The sequence below is a fragment of the Shewanella chilikensis genome, from assembly GCF_037953065.1.
Lineage (GTDB): Bacteria > Pseudomonadota > Gammaproteobacteria > Enterobacterales > Shewanellaceae > Shewanella > Shewanella chilikensis.
The window spans coordinates 3985217-4007831 of the sequence record NZ_CP149966.1; the positions used below are offsets into that span (position 1 = coordinate 3985217).

Consider the following 22615-nt stretch of genomic DNA (forward strand, 5'->3'; position numbering starts at 1 on the left):
TTCCTCAATGGTTGTGGATGTCGAAGCCGGACTTGGCCAGCTCGGATGCCAGGAAGAAGGCTCCGGCGGTAACAACCCGAGTTCCAGGCTCTATGCCGGATACCAGGTTCATGCCGCGTTCACTGGCCAGCAGTTGCACCTCTTTGGCCTCGAAACCGTCATCATCTTCGATAAACACCTGCCAGTCGCCATCGCCACTCCGGCTCAATGCCGCATCCGGCAACATCACACCTTCACCGCGAGGATCGGGCAAAAACAGTTCGGCAAATTGACCTGCATGCCAACGCACCTGAGTGTTATCCAACCGCGCCAGCACCCGCTCGGTACGGGTCACACTGGACAACTCATGGGAGCGGCCTATCACGCTGGCACTGACACTGCGATCGCCAATCCGCACCAGAGTCTCACTACCTTCACCCAAGCCTTCGGCCTGCGCAGGAGTCAGCTCGGCGGCCACCCACAGCGAGCGCTCATCGGTTAGCTGCAACAGTTGGCTACCGGCGCCGAGCAACTGCCCGAGGCGCGCCTCATCCTGCTGCACCCGGCCATCAATGGGCGCCAACAACTGATATTGACCTATCTCCTGGGGCCGGCTTTCCAGCGCCTTTATCTGTTGATCCGTCATCTGCAATGACTTGAGAATGGCGCGTTTCAGACTGGCATCGACCTGAGTCTGCAACCTACGACTGGCACTGACGGCGCTCTCACTCATGCGGCTAACCCGGCTCCACTCGGCAGCGGCATTGATATAATCGGCCTGAGCCTGGGCCACCGCGGCACCACCCAAGGTCAGCAAAGGATCCCCCGCCTTTACCTCTTGCCCCGGCACCACATGCCGTTCCAACACCCGTACTTCCAGCTGCGGCGTCAGCACCACAGTACGCTCGCGATCCACCAGTAAGGTGGCGTTGGCAACAGCATTGAGGCTAAAGCCACCGACGCTGACCTCTTGGATCTGAATGCCCGCCAGTTGGCGTTGTTCACTTGAGAGCTGCAGCGCCTGATGCTCATCTTCATGTCCATCTTCGGCGGCGATAGTCAAAGGGCTGGACAGCCCCAACATCAGCGCCAGTAAAGCGGCTTGTAGCCGTGGGTATTGTAAAGTCTTGTTCATTGTCCGGTACCTTAGTGTGTATGGGGCTATCATTGGGCATTCTCCTGGGATACGGCTATTTTCGGCAGTGCGCCGGGCAGTTGCCCCGAAGCGCCCATCCACTCGAGCCAACTTTGATAGAGGGCGGCTTCCAGTTCGAGACCGGCCTGAAAACTGCTGGCCAATTGCCGCCGACTGGTCAAATAGTCGCTGGTGCTAAGATCGCCGCTGCGCCAGCGTTGCCCCAAAAGCTCGGCCGCCTTGCGACCGGCCACCAAAGCCTGCTGTTGCCAGTCAAGCCAGCTCTGTTTTAATCTGGGTAAGCTGTAGCTAAACTGCTGTTGCTGTTGTTTAAGTGCCATCTCAATGCTTTGGAACTGGGCGCTGGCGGCGGTAACCGCCTCCATAGCCGCCTTGATCGACTCGCTGTAGTCGTTACGCAGTTGCAGTGGCACAGATACCCCAATCCCCAACTTGTTATCTGAACCTTCTCTCTCGGCACTAAGGCTGATATTGGGGTCAGCCGCTGCTTGAGCCTTGGCTTGATTGACTTGCAGCCGCGCCAACTCAAGTTGCAACCCGGCACTATTCAGTGCCGGCACGGGCGCCTCGGTCGCGGGCAACTCTAGCCGGTCGGCGAAGCTGCCAAAGGGCAGCTCTGCCCGGCCAAAACGCGCCAGAATACGGGTATCGGCATCCAGCAACGCTTTCTGGGCCAAAGCCAGATCACTGATGGCACTGGCCTGTTCCAACTCCATCAGATTCAATTCTGCCTGGGACAGATCACCGACTTCGGCTCTTTGCCTGGCTATCTGCAACTGCTGCTCACCGTAATTATTCTGAGCCCGCACAAACATCAGCTTCTTCTTGGCCAGACTCTGATCGACCAGGGCCTGCAATACCTCGGCATACAAGCGGGAACGTTCAATAGCGATATCACTCTTCAGCAACATCAACTGTTTGAGCGCCAATGCACTGGCTGCGGCGCGCTTATCACCCCAGTCAATGGTTTGGCTGAGAGACAGGTTGTAGGTGTCATCTTCCGGTGCATTTTGATAACTCAAGCCCAACTCGGGGTTGTAGATGGCGCGATCGGCGCCCTGGGCCAGATATTGGGCCTCGCGGATCCTCGCTTCCTGAGCCTGAAACTCGGGTAAAGTCGTCATCTGCCGCATCAGCTGCTCGAGCCAAGCCAATGACACTTCGGACTCGGTGCCACCAACAAGATAGGAAGTATCCGGCTTCTCGGCGGCAAACGCCGGTTGCGAGACTAGTGTTCCCAGCCCAAATAGACTCATGGAGACTATAAATTTCAACATAAACTTTCCTTGGGAAAGACCTATATGGCCACGATGAAATCGTGTGACCAAAGGTTAAACCTTAGAGTTAAATCTAAAGTCAATGGTTAACGTTTTGTGTGTTGAGTCGAATACTGATCAGAATGCTGCGGCTATATCAGCCAAAGCGCATGAGATGATTCAAGCTGTTGAAATAAAGCGGTTAAAGGCTCTGACTACAGACAGCTCAAGACAAGCGCCATGGAATACAGGCAAACCATGCCTGGGCACCACAAACACTGAAATCAGTTAATCAAGCTATTGGGGGGCGGTAATCTGGGGTGGAGAAATAGGGTTGGAAAGCGGGCTCCAGACTCTGGGGCCTGGCGTGCATCAAGGGAGTCGGGCTCTGAGCCAGAGTCACCGGCAAAGACAGGTGACCACCATGACATTGACAGTCGAGGCAGAGATCAAACTGTTGGGACTCAGTATGAGAATGCAGATGACTATGAGTCGCTCGGGAAACCTCCATCCCGGATGAAGTCTCTGACTCACAGGTACAATCGATACACTGGCTGATCACTGTGACTTCGGTGACAAACTTGAGATGAGGATGGTTACTCTCTTCCTCAGCCGGATTGCCCAGATGCAACTGATGCGCGCCAAGATTAGCGGCGCAAAATTGCAGCACCACCAAGGCGATAAGCATATGAGTCAGTTTGCGGACAAATACAGTCAAGGATAATTCCGGTTAAGGGTAAAAAATGGCCCGTGCCCAAATAGACCTACAGGCCAAGATAAAGTTCAGTTATTTAAACACACAATGTTTGGCGTAATCGGCCGCTTCATTGGCGCTCCAATCACCCTTGGGCTTTTCATCCATCTGCTTACACCAAGCTTCGCTGCCCACTTCAGGGGCACAAGCACTCAATCCAGCGGCAAAAGCCAGCGCCAAAGATGCAGCAAAAATTTTGGATAATGACATCGAAATTTCCTTATCTGAGTTACTTAATCGCCACAGAATAGCAGAATAACCGGCTTTACCCTATAGGCGGTTTTGACAACTAGCAGGCCGAACGTTTGGCTATCCAACGAATAGCCTCGTCTTTATGTTCCAGCGGATACCAAGCCAGTTCAGCGCTGACAAAGGGCCCCAGCAGACGCACCGCATTGCCGACCCAATCCGGGCCACCGACAAACACCAAGGCATCAAATGGAGGCAGTTGCACTTCACCGGCTCCCGAGAGGGAGGCCATCTCCCAGCCTTCCAACAATACATCTGCCTCTATATAAAGACAGACCTGGCCCCACTCCTGGCGGTAACTCTTGATGGCGGGACGCAGATATGTGCGGTAATCCTCGGCAGTGATACGGCCACTGGCAAACAAGCTGATCACGCCTTTGGCAATATCCGGAATTTGACACAACATAAGCAAAGCTCCATTGAACCTTCGATACCGGCTTATGGCACGGCATCTGATGACTATGGGTTATCCCATACAGGAAGTTTAGTCTTACAAGACTCTCCGCACTATGGAGGAAGTAAACGCTTCCATGGGATGGTAATATAGCGACTGCCTCAAAAAACAATTATTTTGCCATGATAAAGATCTCAAACCGTGTCCAAGTTTCAGAAAATGAAATCGAATGGCAATTTGTCCGTTCCAGTGGTGCCGGAGGCCAGCACCTGAATAAAGTCTCCACGGCGGCGCAACTCATCTTCGACATCAAGGCCTCATCGCTGCCGGACTTCTACAAGGAAAAGCTGCTGACCAAGACAGATCACCGCATTACTCAAAGCGGCAAGATCATTATCAAATGCCAACAGAGCCGCAGCCAGGACGCCAACCGCCAGACAGCCTTACAACAGTTTATCGAACTGGTTGCTTCGGTCGGCGAAGTAACCAAGAAACGTATTCCCACCAAGGCCACCCGCGCCAGCCAAAGGCGCCGGGTCGATAGCAAAAAGCAACGCGGTGAAGTGAAATCGCTGCGGCAGAATAAAATCCGCTTCTGATAAGACCAGTCTTGCCGCCGGAATAGACAATAATTGCTGGCAACTGAAAGGAATGTGCAGCGATTGTGCGGCTATTGGTCGACAAATTCGACAGCTTTTGCTGAAATCAGGGAGGCACAAATTCAGGTGCGAACTCTCCCTTAAGGCAAGGAAAACAATATGAGCAGTCAGGCAAAAATACTCTTGGTGAATGGCCCCAATCTCAACCTGCTTGGTCGCAGAGAGCCGGAACATTACGGCCAGCGGACGCTGGAGCAACTGGTGCAGGGATTGCAGGACAAGGCGCTTGCCGCCGGAGTAAAACTGGAGCATATTCAGTCCAATGCCGAATACCAGCTCATAGAAGCTATCCACAACACAGATGCCGGTTTTGTGATCATCAACCCGGCCGCCTTTACCCACACCAGCGTGGCACTCAGAGATGCCCTGCTGGGGGTCGCCATTCCTTTCATTGAAGTGCACCTTTCCAATGTGCATGCCAGGGAGCCGTTTCGCCATCATTCCTTCTTTTCCGACAAGGCCAAAGGAGTGATAGTGGGACTGGGGCCAAAGGGTTATGAATTTGCCCTGGAAGCCGCCATAGAGGCGCTTAAACAAGGCTGAGCAAAGGAAGGTCCTGTCACCCTTTAGTACTGAGAATGACAATGGACATACGTAAAATCAAAAAACTGATCGAATTGGTGCAGGAATCCGGCATCAATGAGCTGGAAATCACTGAAGGCCAGGAAGCCGTGCGTATCCGCCGTTTTGGCCCACAACAACCCCAGGCCTGTTTCAGTATTGGTAATGACAGCGTGCAAGTGTTGGCGCCTGTGGCCGGCACCTTTTTACGCAGCGCCGGCGACCATGGCGTCCCCTTGGTGGAATTGGGCACAGAAGTTGAGCCGGGCACAGTACTGGGCTATGTGCAAACCATGAAATCCCTCAATCCGGTCAAGGCAGAACAGAGCGGCACGGTGAAAGCCATACTGGCAGAAAACGGTGAAGCGGTAGGGCTACAGCAAACCCTGTTTGTGCTCGATTAAACTCTCAGTTTAACTTCACCCCATATTGCGACTGAGTTGGCGTCGCTGTGTATATAAGGACTCCAACTGAGAGCTGATCTCCAACAATTGCTGCCGCTGCAGTTGCTGAGATTCGCTCAGGGCCCCGACGGACAGCTCGGCTGCCAACTTGGGGGCCAAATGCAGTATCTGCTGCTCGGCCTGAGTGATTGATTCTTGCTGTACTTCCTTGATAAACAAGAGCCTGAAACAATCAAAAAATACAGATAACAGTAGACCATCATCTATCTGTGTTTGGCTAAAGCGGGGATCATCGGGCCGATAACTGATGGCCGCTACCAGGTTACACAGGGTGGTCAAAGAGGTAGCCCCACCGGATAACTCGCAAACCGCAGGACGGGTTGCCAGGGCCTTAGCCAAATGCTCTGCAAATTCGGCCTTCTGCCACTGAGCTCCCAAAGCATGAATAACACTCACCCCAGACTCCTCTTACCGAAACAATCTTGCAGGCATAGGTATGAGATTAAAATCCTCTGTCAGCTGCAGCAAAAAATCCCTGGCCAGCAATGCAACTGCAAAATAAAACTCAGTTTGTGCATGCTCGGCAGCCAACTCAAGGCAGCGCTCCGCCCAAGGAAGAAGATGCTGTTGCAGTAATACCTGAGTAAAACGCACTAATCTCTGGTTATCCGGCTCTGCTGCCAAGCGTCCAAAACTGGCATCCAACACGCTAAAGAACAGGCCGATATGATCGACCGGATCCCTTGCCGGTAGCTGCAAACTGACATCATGAACCTGATAAAAATCCATCAACGCCAGAGTGCTTCTGTCATTCAACACTTGTTCTTCACCCAAATAAACAGAACCATAAGGTACAGCTTTAGGCTCACCGGGACCGAAAAACAGTTGTCCATAGTCAAGTTGCAGATCCAGAAATTGAGTCTCGTCCCATTGCTGCAAATAGTTAGCCAGTGCTTCCCTACCGATCCTGTTACCGTCTCGAGCAGCCAGCTCAGGCCAAGTCTCGGCAACTTGATTGACCTTTAATTCGGTGATCAACTCAGGTTTAGGGTAGCCGTAAAGCAGATGATGCAGAAGACGTGCTATCCCTTGATATTGAATGAAATCTATATTAGACAAAGACTTAGACATCTTATCTCCTGATGGACAAAAACAGGCGCCCACGGGCGCCTGTTTTCCAGTTACACCTCAGTAGGGTTAAGCACCTTGCCGGCACCACTTCCCGCGGGTTGACCATGGCGGTTTGCCTTGATGATCAGGTTAGGGGAAGTTATCGATTCACTGGGCAAGGGGGCGATATGACCATCACCGTCACCATACTTGGCGCGCAAGTTGTCCATGGTATCAAAGTCCAGCGCTCGCATTGGGCAGGACTCAACACAGACAGGTTGGCGCCCTTCAGCCAAGCGTTCGTGACAACCATCGCATTTGGTCATCACTTTACGCTCTCTATCTATCTGTGGTGCGTCGTACGGACAAGCTCTGGCACAGCTTTCACAGCCAATACACAGAGACTCTTCGACATGCACCAAACCATCTTCACGACGCTTGTGCATAGCACCGGTTGGACAGGCTTTGACGCACACAGGTTCGCTGCAATGGTTACAGCCAATGGACATATAATAAGCAAATACATCCTGACTATAAGTCTGGGTATTGGGATCCACAGACCAGCTACCACCACAGTATTCATAAACCCGGCGCCAGGTGACGCCTTTCAGGCTGGGGACGCCATTGGCCAAAGGTTTATTATTGGCGCGCAGCAAATCACCCTGACGGTCTTTGCAAGATACATGACAGGCCTTGCAACCAGTGCACTTGGTGGTATCGACATAAAAGCCGTATTGAGTAGATTGATTCATTTACAAGTGCTCCCTTACGCTTTTTTGATGAGCTGAACACGGTTGGTGTGTTGAGGATTCCCCTTGGCCACCGGGCTTGGGATATAACGGGTCAGAGTATTGATTGCCCCGCCGACATCGATCACTTTTCCGGACTGTCCAATGCGGCCATTGGCATCAGCCAGGTACCAGGCCCCTTGCCCCAATGCCACGACGCCTGGCGCCACTCGAGGAGTAACCCGAACCTTGACCTCAATAGATCCCCGCTCGTTGTACATTTCGACCACATCACCGGCAGTCAACTGATAGGCAGCCGCGTCGATGGGGTTAATCCACACAGCATCTTCCACAGCCTCACGCAACCAAGGCACGTTGTGGTAGCTGGAGTGAGTGCGCCCCTTGGTGTGATAACCTGCAAGTTGCAGCGGGAAGCCTGCATCTATGGCGTCCTGATCCTCATAACCATCCCAAGTCACCGTGTACTGAGGAATGGCTGTAATGGAGTCACCTTTTACCTTGTTCTGTTCCCAGTTTTTGGCGCGCCAAGCCAGCTCTGCAGAATAAATCTCTATCTTGCCTGAAGGCGTAGATAACGCTTTACCACCATTGACATAGCTATCCAGAGCAACATATTTGTCGCCCATATTCTTGCGGAATACCCCTATCTTCTGGGCCTCTTTATAGCTGGCAGGGAAAGCCGGGCTGACACCTAGGTTTGCACTGGCACTCTTGGTTTTCTGATAAAGTTCTTCCAACCAATCAGCTTCGGTTTTGCCTTCAGTGAACAGCTGACCAACACCCATTTTCTCTGCGATCATAGCAGCGGCTTCATACATGGACTTACAATCCCACATAGGTTTTACCGCGGCAGACATGGCGGTCAAATACCCAAGCGAACCTGAGGCATATGAGTCATTCACCAAGTCATTGGACTCCAGCCAACTGGTATCGGGAAGTATGATATCGGCAAACTTAGCCCCTGGAGTCATCCAGCAATCGCAGGAAACGATAAACAAGTCTTCAGCATCACGTAAAATACGCGCTGTGTTATTGATTTCAGCGTGCTGGTTCAGCAAAGAACTATCCGAGGCACTGAACACAAAATGAATATTGCTGCCCAGTTTCTCATCGGGATCCGCAGTTCCGCGAATACCGTGAGTACGTGCAGTAAAATTCTCACCGTTTTCAATCGCTTCAGTCCAGGTAAAGAAGGAGATAGCTTCCTTAACCGGGTTGGAACCCGTGGGAATACCTGCACGTGACATGCTGCTCATATAAGGCAGTTCACCATTGGACGCCCCCAGAGTACCCAGCTTACCTGTCAGTACAGAAAGCATATACAGGGCACGCATACTCTGTTCACCGTTGGCCTGGCGGTTAACCCCGGCACCTGCCACAATATAGGGAGCCTTGGCATTCATCAGATCTTCGGCCACCTGACGGATATAAGCAGCGCTGATGCCAGTAATTTTCTCGGCCCATTCAGGCGTGCGCGCGCCTTGAGCGGCAAACTTACCAACCCCCATGATGTAATCATGGTAGTTATCGCTGCTGTCCATACAGGCCGCATATTCTTGCTCTTTGGCATCACTGCTAGCAGCAAACAATGCTTTTTGTTTCTCAATGGAGGCCGCGTCATACCCCACTGCATACTCATTGATAAAGCCAAGTGAATTGGCATCTACCCAACCTGTGCTGATCATCTCGAAAGCAACAGCTTCGGCAAACGCCGCATCGGTTCCGGGACGAATAGGCAACCACATGGACTCTTTGCCCAGCATAGAATCGGTATAGCGAGGATCAATCATCACCACTTTAAGGCCATTATTTTTCATCAAGGCCTGCAGGTAGTCGTACCCTTCACCCGATCCGGATTGACGAATTTCACTTGGGTTGTAACCAAAGCCCAGGAAAAAGTCACTGTGTTCCAGAGTTATGGTCGACGAGCCTTGAGTACTCCCTGTCCCGAAAGTATGTTTGGCCGCTTCCATCTGCTGAGCCCAAGAGTAGTTGCCGTAAGCGTTAAGGCAACCACCTACCAGGTTAAACAAGCGGTTAAAACAGGCATTGGAGGCAAAGCCATAATAGGCGCCTGAGCCATAGCTGCGGAATACGGCTTTGTTACCATATTGATTGATCACCCGCTGCAAATTATCTGCGATGGTTTGAGTTGCTTCATCCCAGGTGATCGGCACAAACTTGGCTTCTCCCCTTTCCCCTACCCGTTTCATTGGTGTTTTCAGGCGATCCGGTGCATATGCACGTTGGCGCAACGAACGACCACGGGCGCAGGCACGAATTTGATGAAGACCGTAGACATCTTCTACCTCATGATCTGTCTCTACCCGGGTAATAATGCCATCACGACTGAACACTTTAATCGGACAGTTGGAGCCACAGTTAACCAAGCAGGATGACCAGTTTATCTGCTCATCACTGACAGGTGGCTTTGGCGGGACAACATTGGCGTCATCAGAGCTGGAATTACAGCCAGACACTGTTGCAGCGCAACCCAGGGCGGCACTCATTTTCAAGAAACTTCTGCGTTCCATTATATTTATCCTCACGATTTAAGTTTGCTCAAGGCAACAGGTAGCTGAAAGAGAACATCAGCTGATGGGCGTTATAGTTATGATTCAATACGCCCAAAGTAGTCAGGCCGGTGACGGCATCAATACCGACATCGCTGCCATCGGTATCGAAGTAACGCTCGTACCGGTACGACACTTTCAGAGCCATGGCATCATTCAAGTGGTAGCGGCCGTATAGCTCAACACTATGATTAAAACTGTAATAGTCATCGTACTGAGCGCTTCCAATACAGGTTTCCCCCTCGGAATCGGCAAATTGATAGTCAGCCCCCAAGGTCAGGCGGTCGTCCAGCAAGCCGCTATAGGCGATACCTGCCCCAAGGTTGATAAAGCTGTCATCGATGTCGCCATACCAAGTCGCGCTTTGGTCGCCACTCTGTTTCGATGCAATCCACTGCTGGCCAACGAAACCGTAAACACTCAGTTGCTTACTCAACTGCATTGTCAGGTTCAGGTCATAGCCATAATCGCGGGATTCAGTAAGACCAATGACTGTTTCTTGATAATCATCAAAGGCATAGTGACTGTTCAGGTCCAACGTCATCCAGCTCAGCGGTGTGTACTGCAACCCAAGTTCCATTGCGGTCCGGCGTCGATCAGCCAGGTGATACTTGCGCAGCAGGCTCTGGGTTTCGCTGGAGGTCAGTTCGGCCGCCTCATAGCGGCTGCCATCCCGCTCACCAAAACTGGCTTTCAGATCAAGCTTCAGCGGAGTAAAAAGCTGCATACCCAGCTTGGCCCACAGGTTGTGGTCACGGGTTTCTTCCCGCTCACCATAGCTGCGATCAAGCTGTTTGAAGTCGTAACCAGTCTGGAGTCGGTAACCCGGCGCCAAGCGGTAGCTGGCATTGAGTTTCAGTGCCTGACGTTCAGAATCCAGCAAAGGATTTTGCCGAATAGCGCCACTGACTGGGTTGAATTCAAGCTGCACAAATTCGGCAACAGTAGAATCATTGTCGCGCTTGCGGTAATCCAATTGTCCCCCCAGGCGCAAACGACTATTGACCAAGGTGCTGACGGCCAGATTGGCGTCCAGGGTATCTACCTGACCATCCCAGCTTTGCAGCGGATTTCCCGTCATCTGGATCAGGCCTTCATCCTGGATCATCCGTCCGGCAATTGCCCGGCCGCTGATCACCGTGTTGCTCAACCGGTACTGGCCGTTCAATGTCAGTTGATGGGCCTGATTGTCCGGTGCGGCGCTGTAGATATCACTGGCATAAGGCAGACTTAAATTGTTGATGTCATTCTTGTATTGGCTACCTTGATACGCCAATTCAGTAAACCAATTGTCGCCGCTGAGCTGTAACCCGGCCCGCAACTTGTCGTTGCTCTCATCCACCGGCAAAGCGAAGTTGACCGGCCTTGGAGTCATCAAACTGGCACTGCGGTGGCCCTGTTTTTCCTCTCTGTCATAGCGAACATAGCTGCTCAGGTCACCGATTTGGGCCAATTGACCGAAGTCATAGCGAAAGCCTATTCCAGCCTGCTGCCGCTCCAGTTCCAGATCCAGGTAACGCAGGGTATCATCGGGTTGCAGCATACCCTGGTTATGCCAAAGTCCGGTGCCAACGTTGCCGTTCTCATAACGGGTCAAGCTGCGATAATCCAGCGTCATCTGGTACTTGCCGGGGCGACCGCTTTTAAGGCTGACAAAGCCGTTATCCTGACCCAAATTATGGGCCCGCAGTTGGCTGCGATACCCGTTTTCGGTGCGGTAACCAAGTGCAGCATCGACACTGGCGACGATACCATCATGATCATCACCAAAAGCATTACCGCTGTGGATATCATCACTGTCGTTGTACCCGGCATTCACTGTAGCCTCACCGGCCAAGCCTGGCGTCAACTGACACTGCCGACATTGAAAACCGGCAGTATTGACCTTATCTGTATTGGCACGGCTAACCCCAAAATCGGCAGCCACAACAGTTCCTGAAACACCCAGTAGTGCCACAGTCAACAGATTCAAAGGAAATCTCATCTTCAACACTCCTGCTTAACGGGACAGCACACTGCCGGCTGGATGATTAGAACCATGGATTTGGCTGTGGCAGTTCAAACAACTCTTGCCGGAGCCAAAAGCGTTAATACCACTTTGAGATACAGCTCTTGAGGCATGACCATCGTCGGCATGGCATTGTTGACATAACTGGGGTACCCGGGCTTTCAACAAGGCTTCGTTCACACTGCCGTGAGCGTTGTGGCAGTTGGCGCAGTTTTCCACCACAGGAGCATGTTCCCACAATACAGGGCCACGCTTGTCGGCATGACATTCATAGCAAGTGGTATTGATACTGCTCTGTTTCAGTGCACTTTCGGTCAAGGAACCATGAGGGTTGTGGCAATCGATACAGGTCATCTGATCCCACTTGAGCGGATGGGATGAACGCTTGCTCATATCGGCCTTGGCACGGGTATGGCAGCTGGTGCAGGCCTCGTTGATCCGCAAAGGATTGAGCATGGGGTCTTCGGCGGCATGCACCTGATGGCAATCGGCACAGGCTACCTGCTCCAGATTATGCAAACTGTTGTGCCAAGCCATCTGTTCCGTATTCTGGTGACAATCAAGGCAAACACTATTCTGACTTTCAGCTGAGAGTTTGGACTCCGGGCCGAAGCTTATCATAGGCTCCTTACCGCCACGGTTATGCTTACCCATGGGGCCATGACAAGCTTCACATTGAAGTCCAGCCATAGGTAAACGGCTATTATTCATCCCGCCATGGGTTCCTTTAAACAGCGCCATAACTTTGGGATCTTTTTTATGGCACATCAGACAGGAGTCTGCGCCTTTAGGGGAATATTTCCCATCACTGAACTTTTCAGTTAATTGCTGTTCAAGCTCGGTTGCAGTTAAATTATCCCAAGGGGTAGCCTGAACAAAAGCAGTTGAAAACAATAAGACAGCGCTTAGCGCATATAGGCAAAAACTCCAGCCTTTATTGATAGATTTAATCATTCTCCGGCCTTTATTATCTATTTCACTTAAAAAGGAGACCGTTTTCTCCCAAACACAATTCTAAGGCATTCACTTTTCGAATTATCAAATGTTGCATTTCCATATTTCAAATTTGGGATGAACATACAAAACAACACAACAATATGACACCGATCACTCAAAATCACATCATAACCAATAAATGCCAATAAATTGACTAAAGATAACACCTTGAATAACAATTAAAAAAACAAAGTCGTTAACCAAATGGGCAGAGGTTGAAATAATTAACGAAACAAAATGTAACAACGAAATAGCTGCATAATAATTGCATGATTGATATGAATCACAATTTAAAAAGACTCAAAAAATATGTATTATTAAAACATAAACAACGAATATGAGAATGAAAATCATATAGGACATATATTATTTCAATTATTGATAAGCATTTTATTATTTAATAAATAACTTTATTTTCAGGATTAGGAATAAGAAAGGTTTTAACAAGTTCCATCAGCACTCTGAGTTAACTTGTCGGATGGGATAAAAAGCATGCAAATAAGAGGTATCACTCCCGTAAATATTGAACATAAGGAAGCTGTGAACAAGTCCCATGTGTGCCCTGCAGAGGGTGTTCAAAATTCTGTGTCACGTTAAAAATCACAGATCGATGTGAGCATCCAGTCGTCCTTCAAAATGGATGGACAGCTGAGATAGCGTTAAATTCCAGTTTTGAATCGGGTGTGACCACCGCTCCTGAGCCTTCAATATACCGGCGTAGAGCAGTTTGAGTAAACTGTTCTCGTTGGCAAAACCACCCTTGGTTTTCGTCAGTTTACGAAACTGACGATGTACGGCCTCAACCGCGTTCGTGGTGTAGATAGCCTTACGCACGTATTCCGGGTACTTAAAATAGGTCGATAACAGCGCCCACTTGTTGCGCCAGGACTTGATGACCACAGGATATTTGTCGCCCCATTTGGCTTCTAGCTCGTCCAGCGCCATCTCAGCTGCATTGAGGGTTGTGGCTTTATAGACACACTTTAAATCAGCCATAAACGCCTTCTGGTTTTTAGACGCTACGTATTTCATTGAGTTACGAATTTGATGAATGATGCATGACTGCACCTCTGTATGTGGGTAAATGGTTTCAATGGCTTCAGGGAAGCCTTTAAGGCCATCGACACAGGCAATCAGGATGTCTTTAATACCGCGACTATGAAGATCGGTTAGTATACTTAGCCACTGATGTGCACCTTCAGTGTCTGAGATATACAAGCCCAACAGCTCCTTTTTTCCTTCTACATTGAGCGCCAGAATGGTGTACACAGCTTTGCTGACAAAGCGGCCATTCTCTTTGATTTTATAGTGAATAGCATCAAGCCAGAGGATGGGATACAGGGCTTCTAAATCACGTTCACGCCAAGCCTGAAGCTCAGGTAGCAGTTTATCAGTAATGGCGCTGATGGTGCCATTGGGGACTTCAATGCCGTAGATATCGGCGATATGGGCACGAATATCCTGATAACTTGTGCCCAGTGAAAATAGCGCAATGATTTTCCGCTCCATCTCATCGGTCAGGTATGTCTGGTTCTTTTTTACAACCTGAGGCTCGAAGGTGCCATCTCGGTCACGCGGAGTATGCAGCTCAAAGCTACCGGTAGCGGTCTTCAGTGTCTTACTGGTCTTGCCATTTCTGCGATTACCAGGCTGCTTATCTTCAAGATGTTGGTCGAGCTCAACATTGAGGGCCGCTTCAGTAAGCTGTTTAATGAGTGGGGTGAGAATACCATCTTTGCCGGTCAGGTCTTTACCTGCACGCAGAGCTTCAATGGCGGCTTCCATGTCGAATGTAGGTTTGGTCATTTGAATATCCTTTTGGGTGTATATTACTCAAATGACACAGATTTATGAACACTACCGCCCTGCATCGGCTACTGGATGCAATGCGTGGCTCACTGCAATTCCCCTGGAACCCAGGGTGTAACACTCACATCTCTAGATAACAGGCCCGACGGCAAACACTACTCAACATCAAACTCTCATTAACCAGGAAGCCTCCGAACTGAGTCACAACAGCATGACTCCTGAAGCAGTAAAGAATCCACCTTCTGAAGAAGGTGGCTTTGTATATGCCCCCTCAAAGGGGGCGTTGTTTACTCCAGCGTTAACTGAGCTTGCTCCTGCTTTTCTTCTTTCTCTTGATGCCGGACATAACGCCTTATTATCTCTTCATTTATTCCAACCGTATCAACAAAGTATCCTCGCTGCCAAAAATGGTTACCCCACATTTTGTTCTTCCTCAAGTGCGGATATTTACTAAATAGTTTTAGTGCTATTTTGCCTTTGAGCGCTCCCATCAGTCTTGATATCGATAACTTTGGCGGAACTTTTATAACTAAATGAACATGGTCTACCTGAACATTTAACTCTACTACTTTGCACCCAAGTTGCTCACTGTAAACGTGAATACAGCGGTAAACATCCTTACCTACTTTGTTTTTGAGAATCCTAAAACGGTACTTTGGAGTCCAAACTATATGATATTGACATCGCCAATACACATGCGATGCTTGCTCGTATCTACTCATGCTTTTTGTCCTTTGACTTCGCTAAAAATCAAAAGAGCAATTAGCATGGGTAGCCTTTACAGGCCAAGCCTAAATTGATGATAACCACCTACTGAAGTAGGTGGTTTAGGGGCTGAAAACAAAAAAGGCGTCCCATGGACGCCTTTTCGATTGGTTGCAGTGGCAATTACTTCTTGCCCAGCATACCGAAACGCTTGTTGAACTTGTCGATACGACCACCGGTATCAACAACTTTCTGAGTACCAGTGTAGAAAGGGTGACATGCACCGCAAACGTCCAAGTGCAGAGCTTTGCCTGCAGTAGAGTTTACTTTGATGACATTGCCACAAGTACAAGTTGCAGTGATTTCTGCGTATTCAGGATGGATACCTGGTTTCATTGGGGTTACCTCAAGTTAAGGCCATGTCGCTCTTCCAACCCGAAGTCGGACACCACATGCGGTTAATATCAAAAGTTCAGGGCGCAGAATAGTACAGTATCTGCCCAGCGCTGACAAGTAGGTGACTACATCTGCTCGAACTTTTCTTTGGCCGCGGCTTTATCCTCATAGGACTGCAGCAAGCGGCTACTGGGGCAGTGCAGCTTGGCATCACTGCGAAGGTTGCGGATATTACCGCGGCTGAAGGCCTTGGGATTGGCCTCAAAAATAGCCAGCATGGCGCCATAGACATGGGTATGGTTGTTCTCGGCGTAGCGGCTGGCCACCCGCCAGAGGGTTTCCGTACCATCGAAATCCAGCATGCATCCCGGCTCACGCTTCTCAATTGGCGGCGCCTTCACCTGTGAGTCTGGCGCGGCAACGGCTTGAGAGGCCGAGGACATACCAGGACTTTGAGGCTCGGCATCGGCTTGAACGGCGACCTCTTGAACCCTTTGAGCTTGAACGGCTGACAATTGCACAGCTTCGCTTGCTCCTGTTGTGGCTTGCACTGCAGCCCGCTGTGACTCACTCGGCATCTGCTCACCAAAGACCCGGGCACGGTTGGAACGCAGCGCCACAGGCACCGATGTATCGAACAAGGGCAAGCGTTTGAGTTCATGCCAGCGATTGATTCGGTATTCCCGCACCAACAATTCTGCCTGCTTGTCGGTCACTTCATCTATCCCCAGCAGCAACACCATGTAACGGTTAATGGGTTGCACCATGAGTTTTTCCGCCGCACCTTGCTGCCTGACAATAAACTCCAGCCGAGTCATATCCTCACTGTCGGCCACCACATTGACCTTGAGCATGGGCAGGTGCCCAAGCTCAAACATTCTTTGATTGATACTGACATGGGCGGTTTCTGCTCTGGTAACAAACGTTAGCAACATGAGTACAAGCATCAGTAAACCCGCTCTCATCCCTATCCTCTCTGTTTGATTTTAAATTACCCAGTTTAAGCTATCCGGCTTGGATCCTCGGGCTTAGGTTCTCTGGTTTAGGTTCTTTGGTTTGGATTCGTTAAGTCAGCAAATTCAAGCTGCGGTTTTTGCAGCTTTTTGTTTCCGGGGCTGGTTCTCTCATTCTAGCCTGAGTAAACTGACGGGCAACATGTGCCGTGATCATTTGCGAAAATTCTGACTATGCCGCAGTTTGTCGAAGTTGCCCTTCCCGTTCCCATGCGGCAGAACTTCAGTTACCTGATGCCCAAAGCCTGTCCCTGGCCACTCGAGCCGGGGATGCGGGTGCGGGTGCCCTTTGGCCGCCAGCAACTCATAGGCCTGGTGACAGGCCTGAGTGATGAGTGCGAACTCGAGCCCAAACAACTCAAGCCGGTATATCAAGTGCTGGACAGCGCGCCATTGCTGCCACCGGCGCTGTACCAACTGACCCTCTGGGCCGCCAGATACTATTTCTGCAGCCAGGGGCAGATGTTGACCCAGGCCCTACCGGTAGCGCTGCGCAAGGGTGCCGATGCCGCGCCGGAGAAAATCAGTTATCTGTGTCTGACCAGTGCGGGCCAGGAGGCCACGCTGGAGTCGTTGAAACGGGCTCCCGCCCAACGCAAACTGCTGCAACAGCTCAAACTGGGGGAGCTGACCACTGAAGACGTCAATGCACTGGAGCTGAGCAAGAGTGCCATCAAGGGGCTGCTGGACAAGGGCTGGGCCGAGCAGAGAGAGCGGTCAGTCAGCGCCAATCTTGAATGGCGGCAAAAGCTTGAACTGGGGGAAGAACCCCACAGACTCAACCCAGAGCAAGCCGTGGCGGTCGCCAGCCTCAATGCCCAGAGCGGCTATCAGTGCAGCTTGCTGGAAGGGATCACAGGCTCAGGCAAGACAGAAGTCTATCTGGCGGTACTGGAAACCATACTCAAAGCAGGTAAACAAGCGCTGATCCTGGTGCCGGAAATCGGCCTGACGCCGCAAACCATTAACAGGTTCAAACGCAGATTCAAAGTCACGGTTGCCGTGATCCATTCCGGCCTGACCGACAAGCAGCGCCTCGACGCCTGGCGCCTGGCCCGCAGTGGCGAGGCGGCCATCATAATCGGCACCCGCTCGGCGCTGTTCACTCCCATGGCCTGGCCCGGGATCATCATTCTCGATGAGGAACACGACAGCAGTTTCAAACAGCAGGAAGGCGTGGGTTATCACGCCCGGGATCTGGCCGTCATGCGTGGCCACCTGGAGCAGGTTCCTGTGCTGCTGGGCAGCGCGACGCCGTCGCTGGAGAGCCTGCAAAACGCCCTCAGCGGCCGCTATCAGCATCTAAAATTGGGAGAGCGGGCCGGCAATGCCCTCAAGGTGCGTCAGGGACTGATAGATATCCGCAACCAACCGCTGCAGGCGGGCATGTCGCAACCGCTGCTGAACGAGATGCGCCTGCATCTGCAGGCCGGTAACCAGGTGTTGCTGTTTCTCAATCGCCGCGGCTTTGCCCCAGCCCTGCTGTGCCACGAATGTGGCCATCTGCATGAGTGCGATCGCTGTGATGCATTTTTCACCCTGCACCAATCACTCGGCGAAATTCGCTGCCACCACTGCGGCAACCAATACGCGATTCCACGCCAGTGCCACAACTGCGGCAGCACCATGTTACAAGGCCAGGGCATAGGCACGGAGCAATTGGAGGCGGCGCTCAGCAAGGAGTTTCCCGAGTATCCCGTGGTGCGAATCGACCGGGATACGACCAGCCGTAAAGGCTCGCTGGAACAGCACTTAAGCGCTATTCATCGCGGCGAATACAAGATATTGGTAGGCACCCAGATGTTGGCCAAGGGACATCATTTTCCCGATGTCACCCTGGTGGGGCTGCTGGATGTGGATGGCGCACTGTTCAGCGCCGATTTTCGAGCTCCAGAGCGATTCGGCCAACTCTATACCCAGGTAGCAGGTCGCGCCGGTCGCGCCAACAAGCCTGGCACTGTGCTGCTGCAGACCCATCAGAGCGACAACCCCTTACTCAGGGACCTGCTTCACAGAGGCTATGGCGAGTTTGCCCGCAGTCAGCTCAATGAACGCCAGCAGGCACTGTTGCCCCCGGCCTGGCATATGGTGCTGATCCGCGCCGAATCACACCGCGCCGAGGATGCCGATGCCTTTCTGGCAGCCTTCGCCGTCATGTTACCCATGGACAAGGATTTTGAAGTGATAGGCCCGCTGCCGGCGCCGCTGGATCGCAAGGCGGGCAAGTATCGACGCCAGTTGTTGGCCCAGGCCAAGGATAGACGCAGGCTGCAACAGGTGTTTGAACAGCTGTTACCTCAGGCCGAACAGCTGCCCGAGGCCAAGCGCTGCCGCTGGAGTCTGGATCGAGATCCTCAGGATCTGCTGTAATTGATAAGAGTCCGCAGGATCTGCTCCAATTCCCTTTAACAGCTTTAATCCGGCTCAGAATTGACCGTGAGGCCCCTGCTTATCCTGCGGCTTGCGCAGCAACTTATAGGTCAGCCAACTGCCGAGCGCCAATACCAGAGTGATCACCGGCGCCGCCATCAGCACCATGGTCAACAGCTTGCTGATCCGCTCCGGCAGAAACGGCATCATATAGCCCAGTGATACCAACAGCCCCACCCAGAAGAAGGCGCTCAGGGCCGCAAAAAAATAGAAGCTCTTGATACAGGCCATGCGCACGCCCATCACCAAAGGCAACAGCGAACGCACCAGCGGCAGAAAACGGGCACAGAAGAGTGCCACCAACCCATGGCGAGCAAGGAGTTTATCCACTGCCGCCAGGCTGTCGGGCGGCACCTTGTAGACCCAGCCCTGCACCTTGGGCAAACGATTGAGCAGCCGCCCCTGAACAAACGCCAAATAACTGCCGCCTGCAGCCGCCACAAACAACAACAGAAACACCAGCCAAGGGTTGAGGATCCCCATCCCCGCCAGGGTGCCTGAGAGGATTACCACACTGTCACAAGGCAAGGGGGCCGCCGGCAGCAAAGCACTCTCCAGGAAAATAAAACTGAAGATGCACACATAGATACTCAGGGCGATACCCGGAGCATGCAGCGCGGTAAAATCCTGTTGCCAAATGGCTTGTAACACTGTGGTGATGGAGTCCAGCATCTATATCTCCATTGAAACTATCGACACATACCGATGGCAAAATCGGCACTTGGGGGGAAGACAGGATCGACATCATACTCCCCAAAAACGAAAATCAGTGATTCTTAAACAAAGATTCATCCATCTTTATCAATAACAGTGATCTTAAAAGGTCACAGGCAACAGCAAACCCAGACAACAACAAAATTTGCTGATAAAACCATACTGGTGATAGCAATGTTACTGCCGAAAGCGCTAGAATGTGCGGTTATTCCCCTTTTAACCTTTATCAGTCAGTGTCGATAAAACGCCAATGAAATCACATATCCAATCTTTGCTTGAACAGACAGTAGCCACTTTGAAACAACAGGGGTTGATCCCCGAAGATACTGCGCCAAGGATTCAGGTAGACCGAACCAAGGATAAGAGTCACGGCGACTTGGCCACCAACCTGGCCATGATGCTGACCAAGGCTGCCGGCAAACCACCTCGGGAACTGGCACAACTGATCATCGACAACCTGCCTGCCTCAGGCCATGTGGCCAAGGTAGAGATAGCCGGCCCCGGCTTTATCAACTTCTTTATAGATGACAATGCCCTGGCCAAACAGCTGCAGGCGGCACTGGCCGACGAGCATCTGGGTGTGAGTCTGCCCAAGTCGCAAACCGTGGTAGTGGACTACTCCTCCCCCAACCTCGCCAAAGAGATGCATGTGGGCCACCTGCGCTCCACCATCATTGGCGACAGCGTTGTGCGGGCGCTGGAGTTTCTCGGTCACAAGGTGATCCGCCAAAACCACGTCGGCGACTGGGGTACCCAGTTCGGCATGTTGCTGGCCTATATGGAAGAGCTGCGGGCACAAAATGGCGAAAACGCCAACCTGGAGCTGTCGGATCTGGAAAGCTTCTATCGCGCTGCCAAACTGCGTTTCGACGAGTCGGCCGAATTTGCCACCCGCGCCCGCCAGTTAGTGGTCGAGCTGCAATCCGGTGACGAGTACTGCAATAAGCTGTGGCGTGAGTTCAACGATATCTCCCTGAGCCACTGCCATGACGTATATCAGCGCCTGGGCGTCAGCCTGACCCGCGCCGATGTCCATGGTGAAAGCGCTTACAACGACGATCTGGAACAGGTGGTCAAAGATCTGGATGCCCAAGGCTTGCTGTCTGAAAGTAACGGCGCCAAGGTAGTATTCCAGGAAGAATTCCGTAACAAAGACGGTGAAGCCCTGCCGGTGATCATTCAGAAGGCCGATGGCGGCTATCTCTATGCCACCACAGACCTGGCGGCCATGCGCTATCGCTCGGGTACCCTGCATGCCGATCGCGCCCTCTACTTCGTAGATCTGCGCCAGGCGCTGCACTTCCAGCAAGTGTTCAGCCTGGCCCGCACCGCAGGTTTTGTGCGCCCGGAAATGACACTGGAACACATGGGCTTTGGCACCATGAACGGTGAAGACGGCCGCCCATTCAAGACCCGCAGCGGTGGGGTGGTGAAACTGGTGGACCTGCTCGATGAAGCCAATGTCAGGGCGCTGGAGCTGGTACGCAGCAAGAACCCCGACATGGACGAAGACACCCTGGCCGAAATCGCCCGAGTAGTCGGCATCGCCTCGGTGAAATACGCCGATCTGTCGAAGAACCGCGCCAGCGACTATATCTTCAGCTTCGATCAGATGCTGAGCTTTGAAGGCAACACAGCGCCATACCTGCTGTACGCCTATACCCGGGTTGCCGGGATCTTCAAGCGGGCCGAAGATGTGGATCTGAGCAATGCCGTTATCGCTCTGGAACACGACAAGGAAAAAGAGCTGGGCAACAAGCTGGCCCAGTTCGGTGAAATCCTTGCCCGTATGGTCGACAAGGGCCAACCCCATGTACTTTGTGGTTATCTGTTTGAACTGGCCGGCGCCTTCTCCAGCTTCTACGAAGCCTGCCCCGTGCTGGCGGCCGATAACGAAACCCAGAAGCACAGCCGTCTGCTGCTGTCTCAGTTGACCGCCAAGACCCTTAAGCAGGGCCTGTCACTGCTGGGTATCGAGACTCTGGAGCGCATGTAATCCATGGGACGCGATTACGCCAATAGCAAACCCAAGCCCCGCAAGCCAGCCAAGCGAGGCGCTCGCAAGCAACCGCAGCCCAGGCAAGGCTTTCCTGTGCTGTTGCTTGTGGTGGTAGTGGCCGTGGTGGCCGGCTTTGGCTATTTCCTCTGGAGCCTGAAGAGCAGCGCCCCCGAGGCCGAAGTGGTTCAACCTCAGCCACAGACTAAGCCGGTGCCACAGAAGAAAGACCCCAACGCCTTGCCGCCCAAGCCCAAAGAGGAGTGGACCTACCTCAAGGAGCTGGAAAACAAACAGGTAGAAGTGGATCTGCCGGAAGAGAGCAACAAGCCATCTCGCCCTTATCAGATGCAGTGCGGTTCCTTCCGGGTGCAATCCCAGGCCGACGAGATGAAAGCCGTGATCGCCTTCCAGGGGCTTGAAGCCCAGGTGCGCAAGGTGCAAGGCACCAGTGGTGTCTGGTACAAAGTGGTACTCGGCCCCTATGACAGCAAGCGCGATGCCGAGCGGCAGCGCCACGTGCTGCAAAGAGCCGGTCTCAACGGCTGTATGATCTGGTTCTGGGAAGATTAAACTCCCCTCCTCAATTTAAAGGCTGCAAACAATGAGATTTGCAGCCTTTTTGTTTTTCAGCACGAAAGCCGCTGCCTGGCACTTGATATTCCTGTCCCCAACCCCATATAGAAAACTATTACCTCATTAGT

22 protein-coding genes are annotated in these 22615 nt (G+C 52.0%); 6 read left to right on the plus strand and 16 right to left on the minus strand.

The genetic code is table 11. The annotated features are described in order from the left end of the window. Positions 1-4 precede the first annotated feature (4 nt). The 5 genes from WKR14_RS18020 to WKR14_RS18040 all read right to left on the minus strand — a co-directional run bounded on the left by WKR14_RS18020 (position 5) and on the right by WKR14_RS18040 (position 3800). Positions 5-1063: an efflux RND transporter periplasmic adaptor subunit gene (locus WKR14_RS18020; RefSeq protein WP_335922050.1), complete on the minus strand. Its 1059-nt coding sequence runs from the start codon at positions 1061-1063 to the stop codon at positions 5-7. A gap of 80 nt (positions 1064-1143) precedes the next feature. Further along, positions 1144-2412: a TolC family protein gene (locus WKR14_RS18025; protein WP_335922041.1), complete on the minus strand. Its 1269-nt coding sequence runs from the start codon at positions 2410-2412 to the stop codon at positions 1144-1146. A gap of 271 nt (positions 2413-2683) precedes the next feature. Further along, a complete protein-coding gene (locus tag WKR14_RS18030; protein WP_418354536.1) occupies positions 2684-3079 on the minus strand; it encodes a hypothetical protein in 396 nt (131 codons plus the stop codon). A gap of 99 nt (positions 3080-3178) precedes the next feature. Continuing rightward, positions 3179-3355 carry a DUF3012 domain-containing protein gene (locus WKR14_RS18035; protein ID WP_039034819.1) on the minus strand — a complete coding sequence of 59 codons (177 nt, stop codon included), beginning with the start codon at positions 3353-3355 and terminating at the stop codon, positions 3179-3181. A 79-nt stretch (positions 3356-3434) separates the two neighbouring features. Next, positions 3435-3800 carry an STAS/SEC14 domain-containing protein gene (locus WKR14_RS18040; protein WP_025009267.1) on the minus strand — a complete coding sequence of 122 codons (366 nt, stop codon included), beginning with the start codon at positions 3798-3800 and terminating at the stop codon, positions 3435-3437. Between the two features lie 170 nt (positions 3801-3970). Between WKR14_RS18040 and arfB the strand changes: the two genes are divergently transcribed. From arfB to WKR14_RS18055, 3 genes are all read left to right on the plus strand, one after another. Further along, a complete protein-coding gene (gene arfB / locus WKR14_RS18045) occupies positions 3971-4387 on the plus strand; it encodes an alternative ribosome rescue aminoacyl-tRNA hydrolase ArfB (protein ID WP_071475514.1) in 417 nt (138 codons plus the stop codon). Positions 4388-4546: 159 nt separating this feature from the next. Continuing rightward, positions 4547-4990 (plus strand): type II 3-dehydroquinate dehydratase, encoded by a 444-nt coding sequence (aroQ, locus tag WKR14_RS18050; protein ID WP_039034821.1) that lies wholly within the window; start codon positions 4547-4549, stop codon positions 4988-4990. 41 nt (positions 4991-5031) lie between these two features. After that, positions 5032-5412, plus strand: a complete 381-nt coding sequence (locus WKR14_RS18055; protein WP_039034822.1) for an acetyl-CoA carboxylase biotin carboxyl carrier protein — start codon at positions 5032-5034, stop codon at positions 5410-5412. A gap of 15 nt (positions 5413-5427) precedes the next feature. On the opposite strand, the gene WKR14_RS18060 is transcribed toward WKR14_RS18055, so the two are convergent. The 10 genes from WKR14_RS18060 to WKR14_RS18105 all read right to left on the minus strand — a co-directional run bounded on the left by WKR14_RS18060 (position 5428) and on the right by WKR14_RS18105 (position 16705). Continuing rightward, on the minus strand, positions 5428-5868 hold the full coding sequence (locus WKR14_RS18060; RefSeq protein ID WP_039034823.1) for a hypothetical protein: 441 nt from the start codon (positions 5866-5868) through the stop codon (positions 5428-5430). A gap of 12 nt (positions 5869-5880) precedes the next feature. Beyond that, positions 5881-6543 carry a TorD/DmsD family molecular chaperone gene (locus WKR14_RS18065; RefSeq protein WP_071475516.1) on the minus strand — a complete coding sequence of 221 codons (663 nt, stop codon included), beginning with the start codon at positions 6541-6543 and terminating at the stop codon, positions 5881-5883. Between the two features lie 50 nt (positions 6544-6593). Continuing rightward, positions 6594-7274 (minus strand): DMSO/selenate family reductase complex B subunit, encoded by a 681-nt coding sequence (locus WKR14_RS18070; RefSeq protein ID WP_039034824.1) that lies wholly within the window; start codon positions 7272-7274, stop codon positions 6594-6596. A gap of 14 nt (positions 7275-7288) precedes the next feature. Next, positions 7289-9805 (minus strand): DMSO/selenate family reductase complex A subunit, encoded by a 2517-nt coding sequence (locus WKR14_RS18075; protein ID WP_039034825.1) that lies wholly within the window; start codon positions 9803-9805, stop codon positions 7289-7291. A gap of 28 nt (positions 9806-9833) precedes the next feature. After that, positions 9834-11828, minus strand: a complete 1995-nt coding sequence (locus WKR14_RS18080) for an MtrB/PioB family decaheme-associated outer membrane protein (RefSeq protein WP_071475517.1) — start codon at positions 11826-11828, stop codon at positions 9834-9836. Positions 11829-11843: 15 nt separating this feature from the next. Then, positions 11844-12806, minus strand: coding sequence for a DmsE family decaheme c-type cytochrome (locus tag WKR14_RS18085; protein ID WP_226685312.1), 963 nt, complete (start codon positions 12804-12806; stop codon positions 11844-11846). A gap of 642 nt (positions 12807-13448) precedes the next feature. Next, positions 13449-14654 carry an IS256 family transposase gene (locus WKR14_RS18090; protein WP_117199825.1) on the minus strand — a complete coding sequence of 402 codons (1206 nt, stop codon included), beginning with the start codon at positions 14652-14654 and terminating at the stop codon, positions 13449-13451. A gap of 290 nt (positions 14655-14944) precedes the next feature. Beyond that, complete coding sequence (tnpA, locus tag WKR14_RS18095; RefSeq protein ID WP_208138538.1) at positions 14945-15379, minus strand: IS200/IS605 family transposase; 435 nt, start codon at positions 15377-15379, stop codon at positions 14945-14947. 166 nt (positions 15380-15545) lie between these two features. Then, positions 15546-15758 (minus strand): 50S ribosomal protein L31, encoded by a 213-nt coding sequence (gene rpmE / locus WKR14_RS18100; protein WP_025009259.1) that lies wholly within the window; start codon positions 15756-15758, stop codon positions 15546-15548. Between the two features lie 125 nt (positions 15759-15883). Continuing rightward, positions 15884-16705 carry a FimV/HubP family polar landmark protein gene (locus tag WKR14_RS18105; RefSeq protein WP_335921434.1) on the minus strand — a complete coding sequence of 274 codons (822 nt, stop codon included), beginning with the start codon at positions 16703-16705 and terminating at the stop codon, positions 15884-15886. 240 nt (positions 16706-16945) lie between these two features. Here WKR14_RS18105 and priA point away from each other — a divergent pair, with 240 nt between their 5' ends. Next, positions 16946-19141: a primosomal protein N' gene (gene priA, locus WKR14_RS18110; RefSeq protein ID WP_335921435.1), complete on the plus strand. Its 2196-nt coding sequence runs from the start codon at positions 16946-16948 to the stop codon at positions 19139-19141. A gap of 54 nt (positions 19142-19195) precedes the next feature. Here priA and WKR14_RS18115 read toward each other — a convergent pair whose 3' ends face one another. After that, entirely contained in the window at positions 19196-19873 is a 678-nt protein-coding gene (locus WKR14_RS18115; RefSeq protein ID WP_226685310.1) for a DedA family protein, read from the minus strand. 292 nt (positions 19874-20165) lie between these two features. Between WKR14_RS18115 and argS the strand changes: the two genes are divergently transcribed. Together argS and WKR14_RS18125 are read left to right on the plus strand one after the other, a co-directional pair. Beyond that, positions 20166-21911, plus strand: a complete 1746-nt coding sequence (gene argS, locus WKR14_RS18120; protein ID WP_226685309.1) for an arginine--tRNA ligase — start codon at positions 20166-20168, stop codon at positions 21909-21911. A gap of 3 nt (positions 21912-21914) precedes the next feature. Then, positions 21915-22484, plus strand: coding sequence for an SPOR domain-containing protein (locus WKR14_RS18125; RefSeq protein WP_101094994.1), 570 nt, complete (start codon positions 21915-21917; stop codon positions 22482-22484). The last annotated feature ends 131 nt before the right edge of the window (positions 22485-22615 follow it).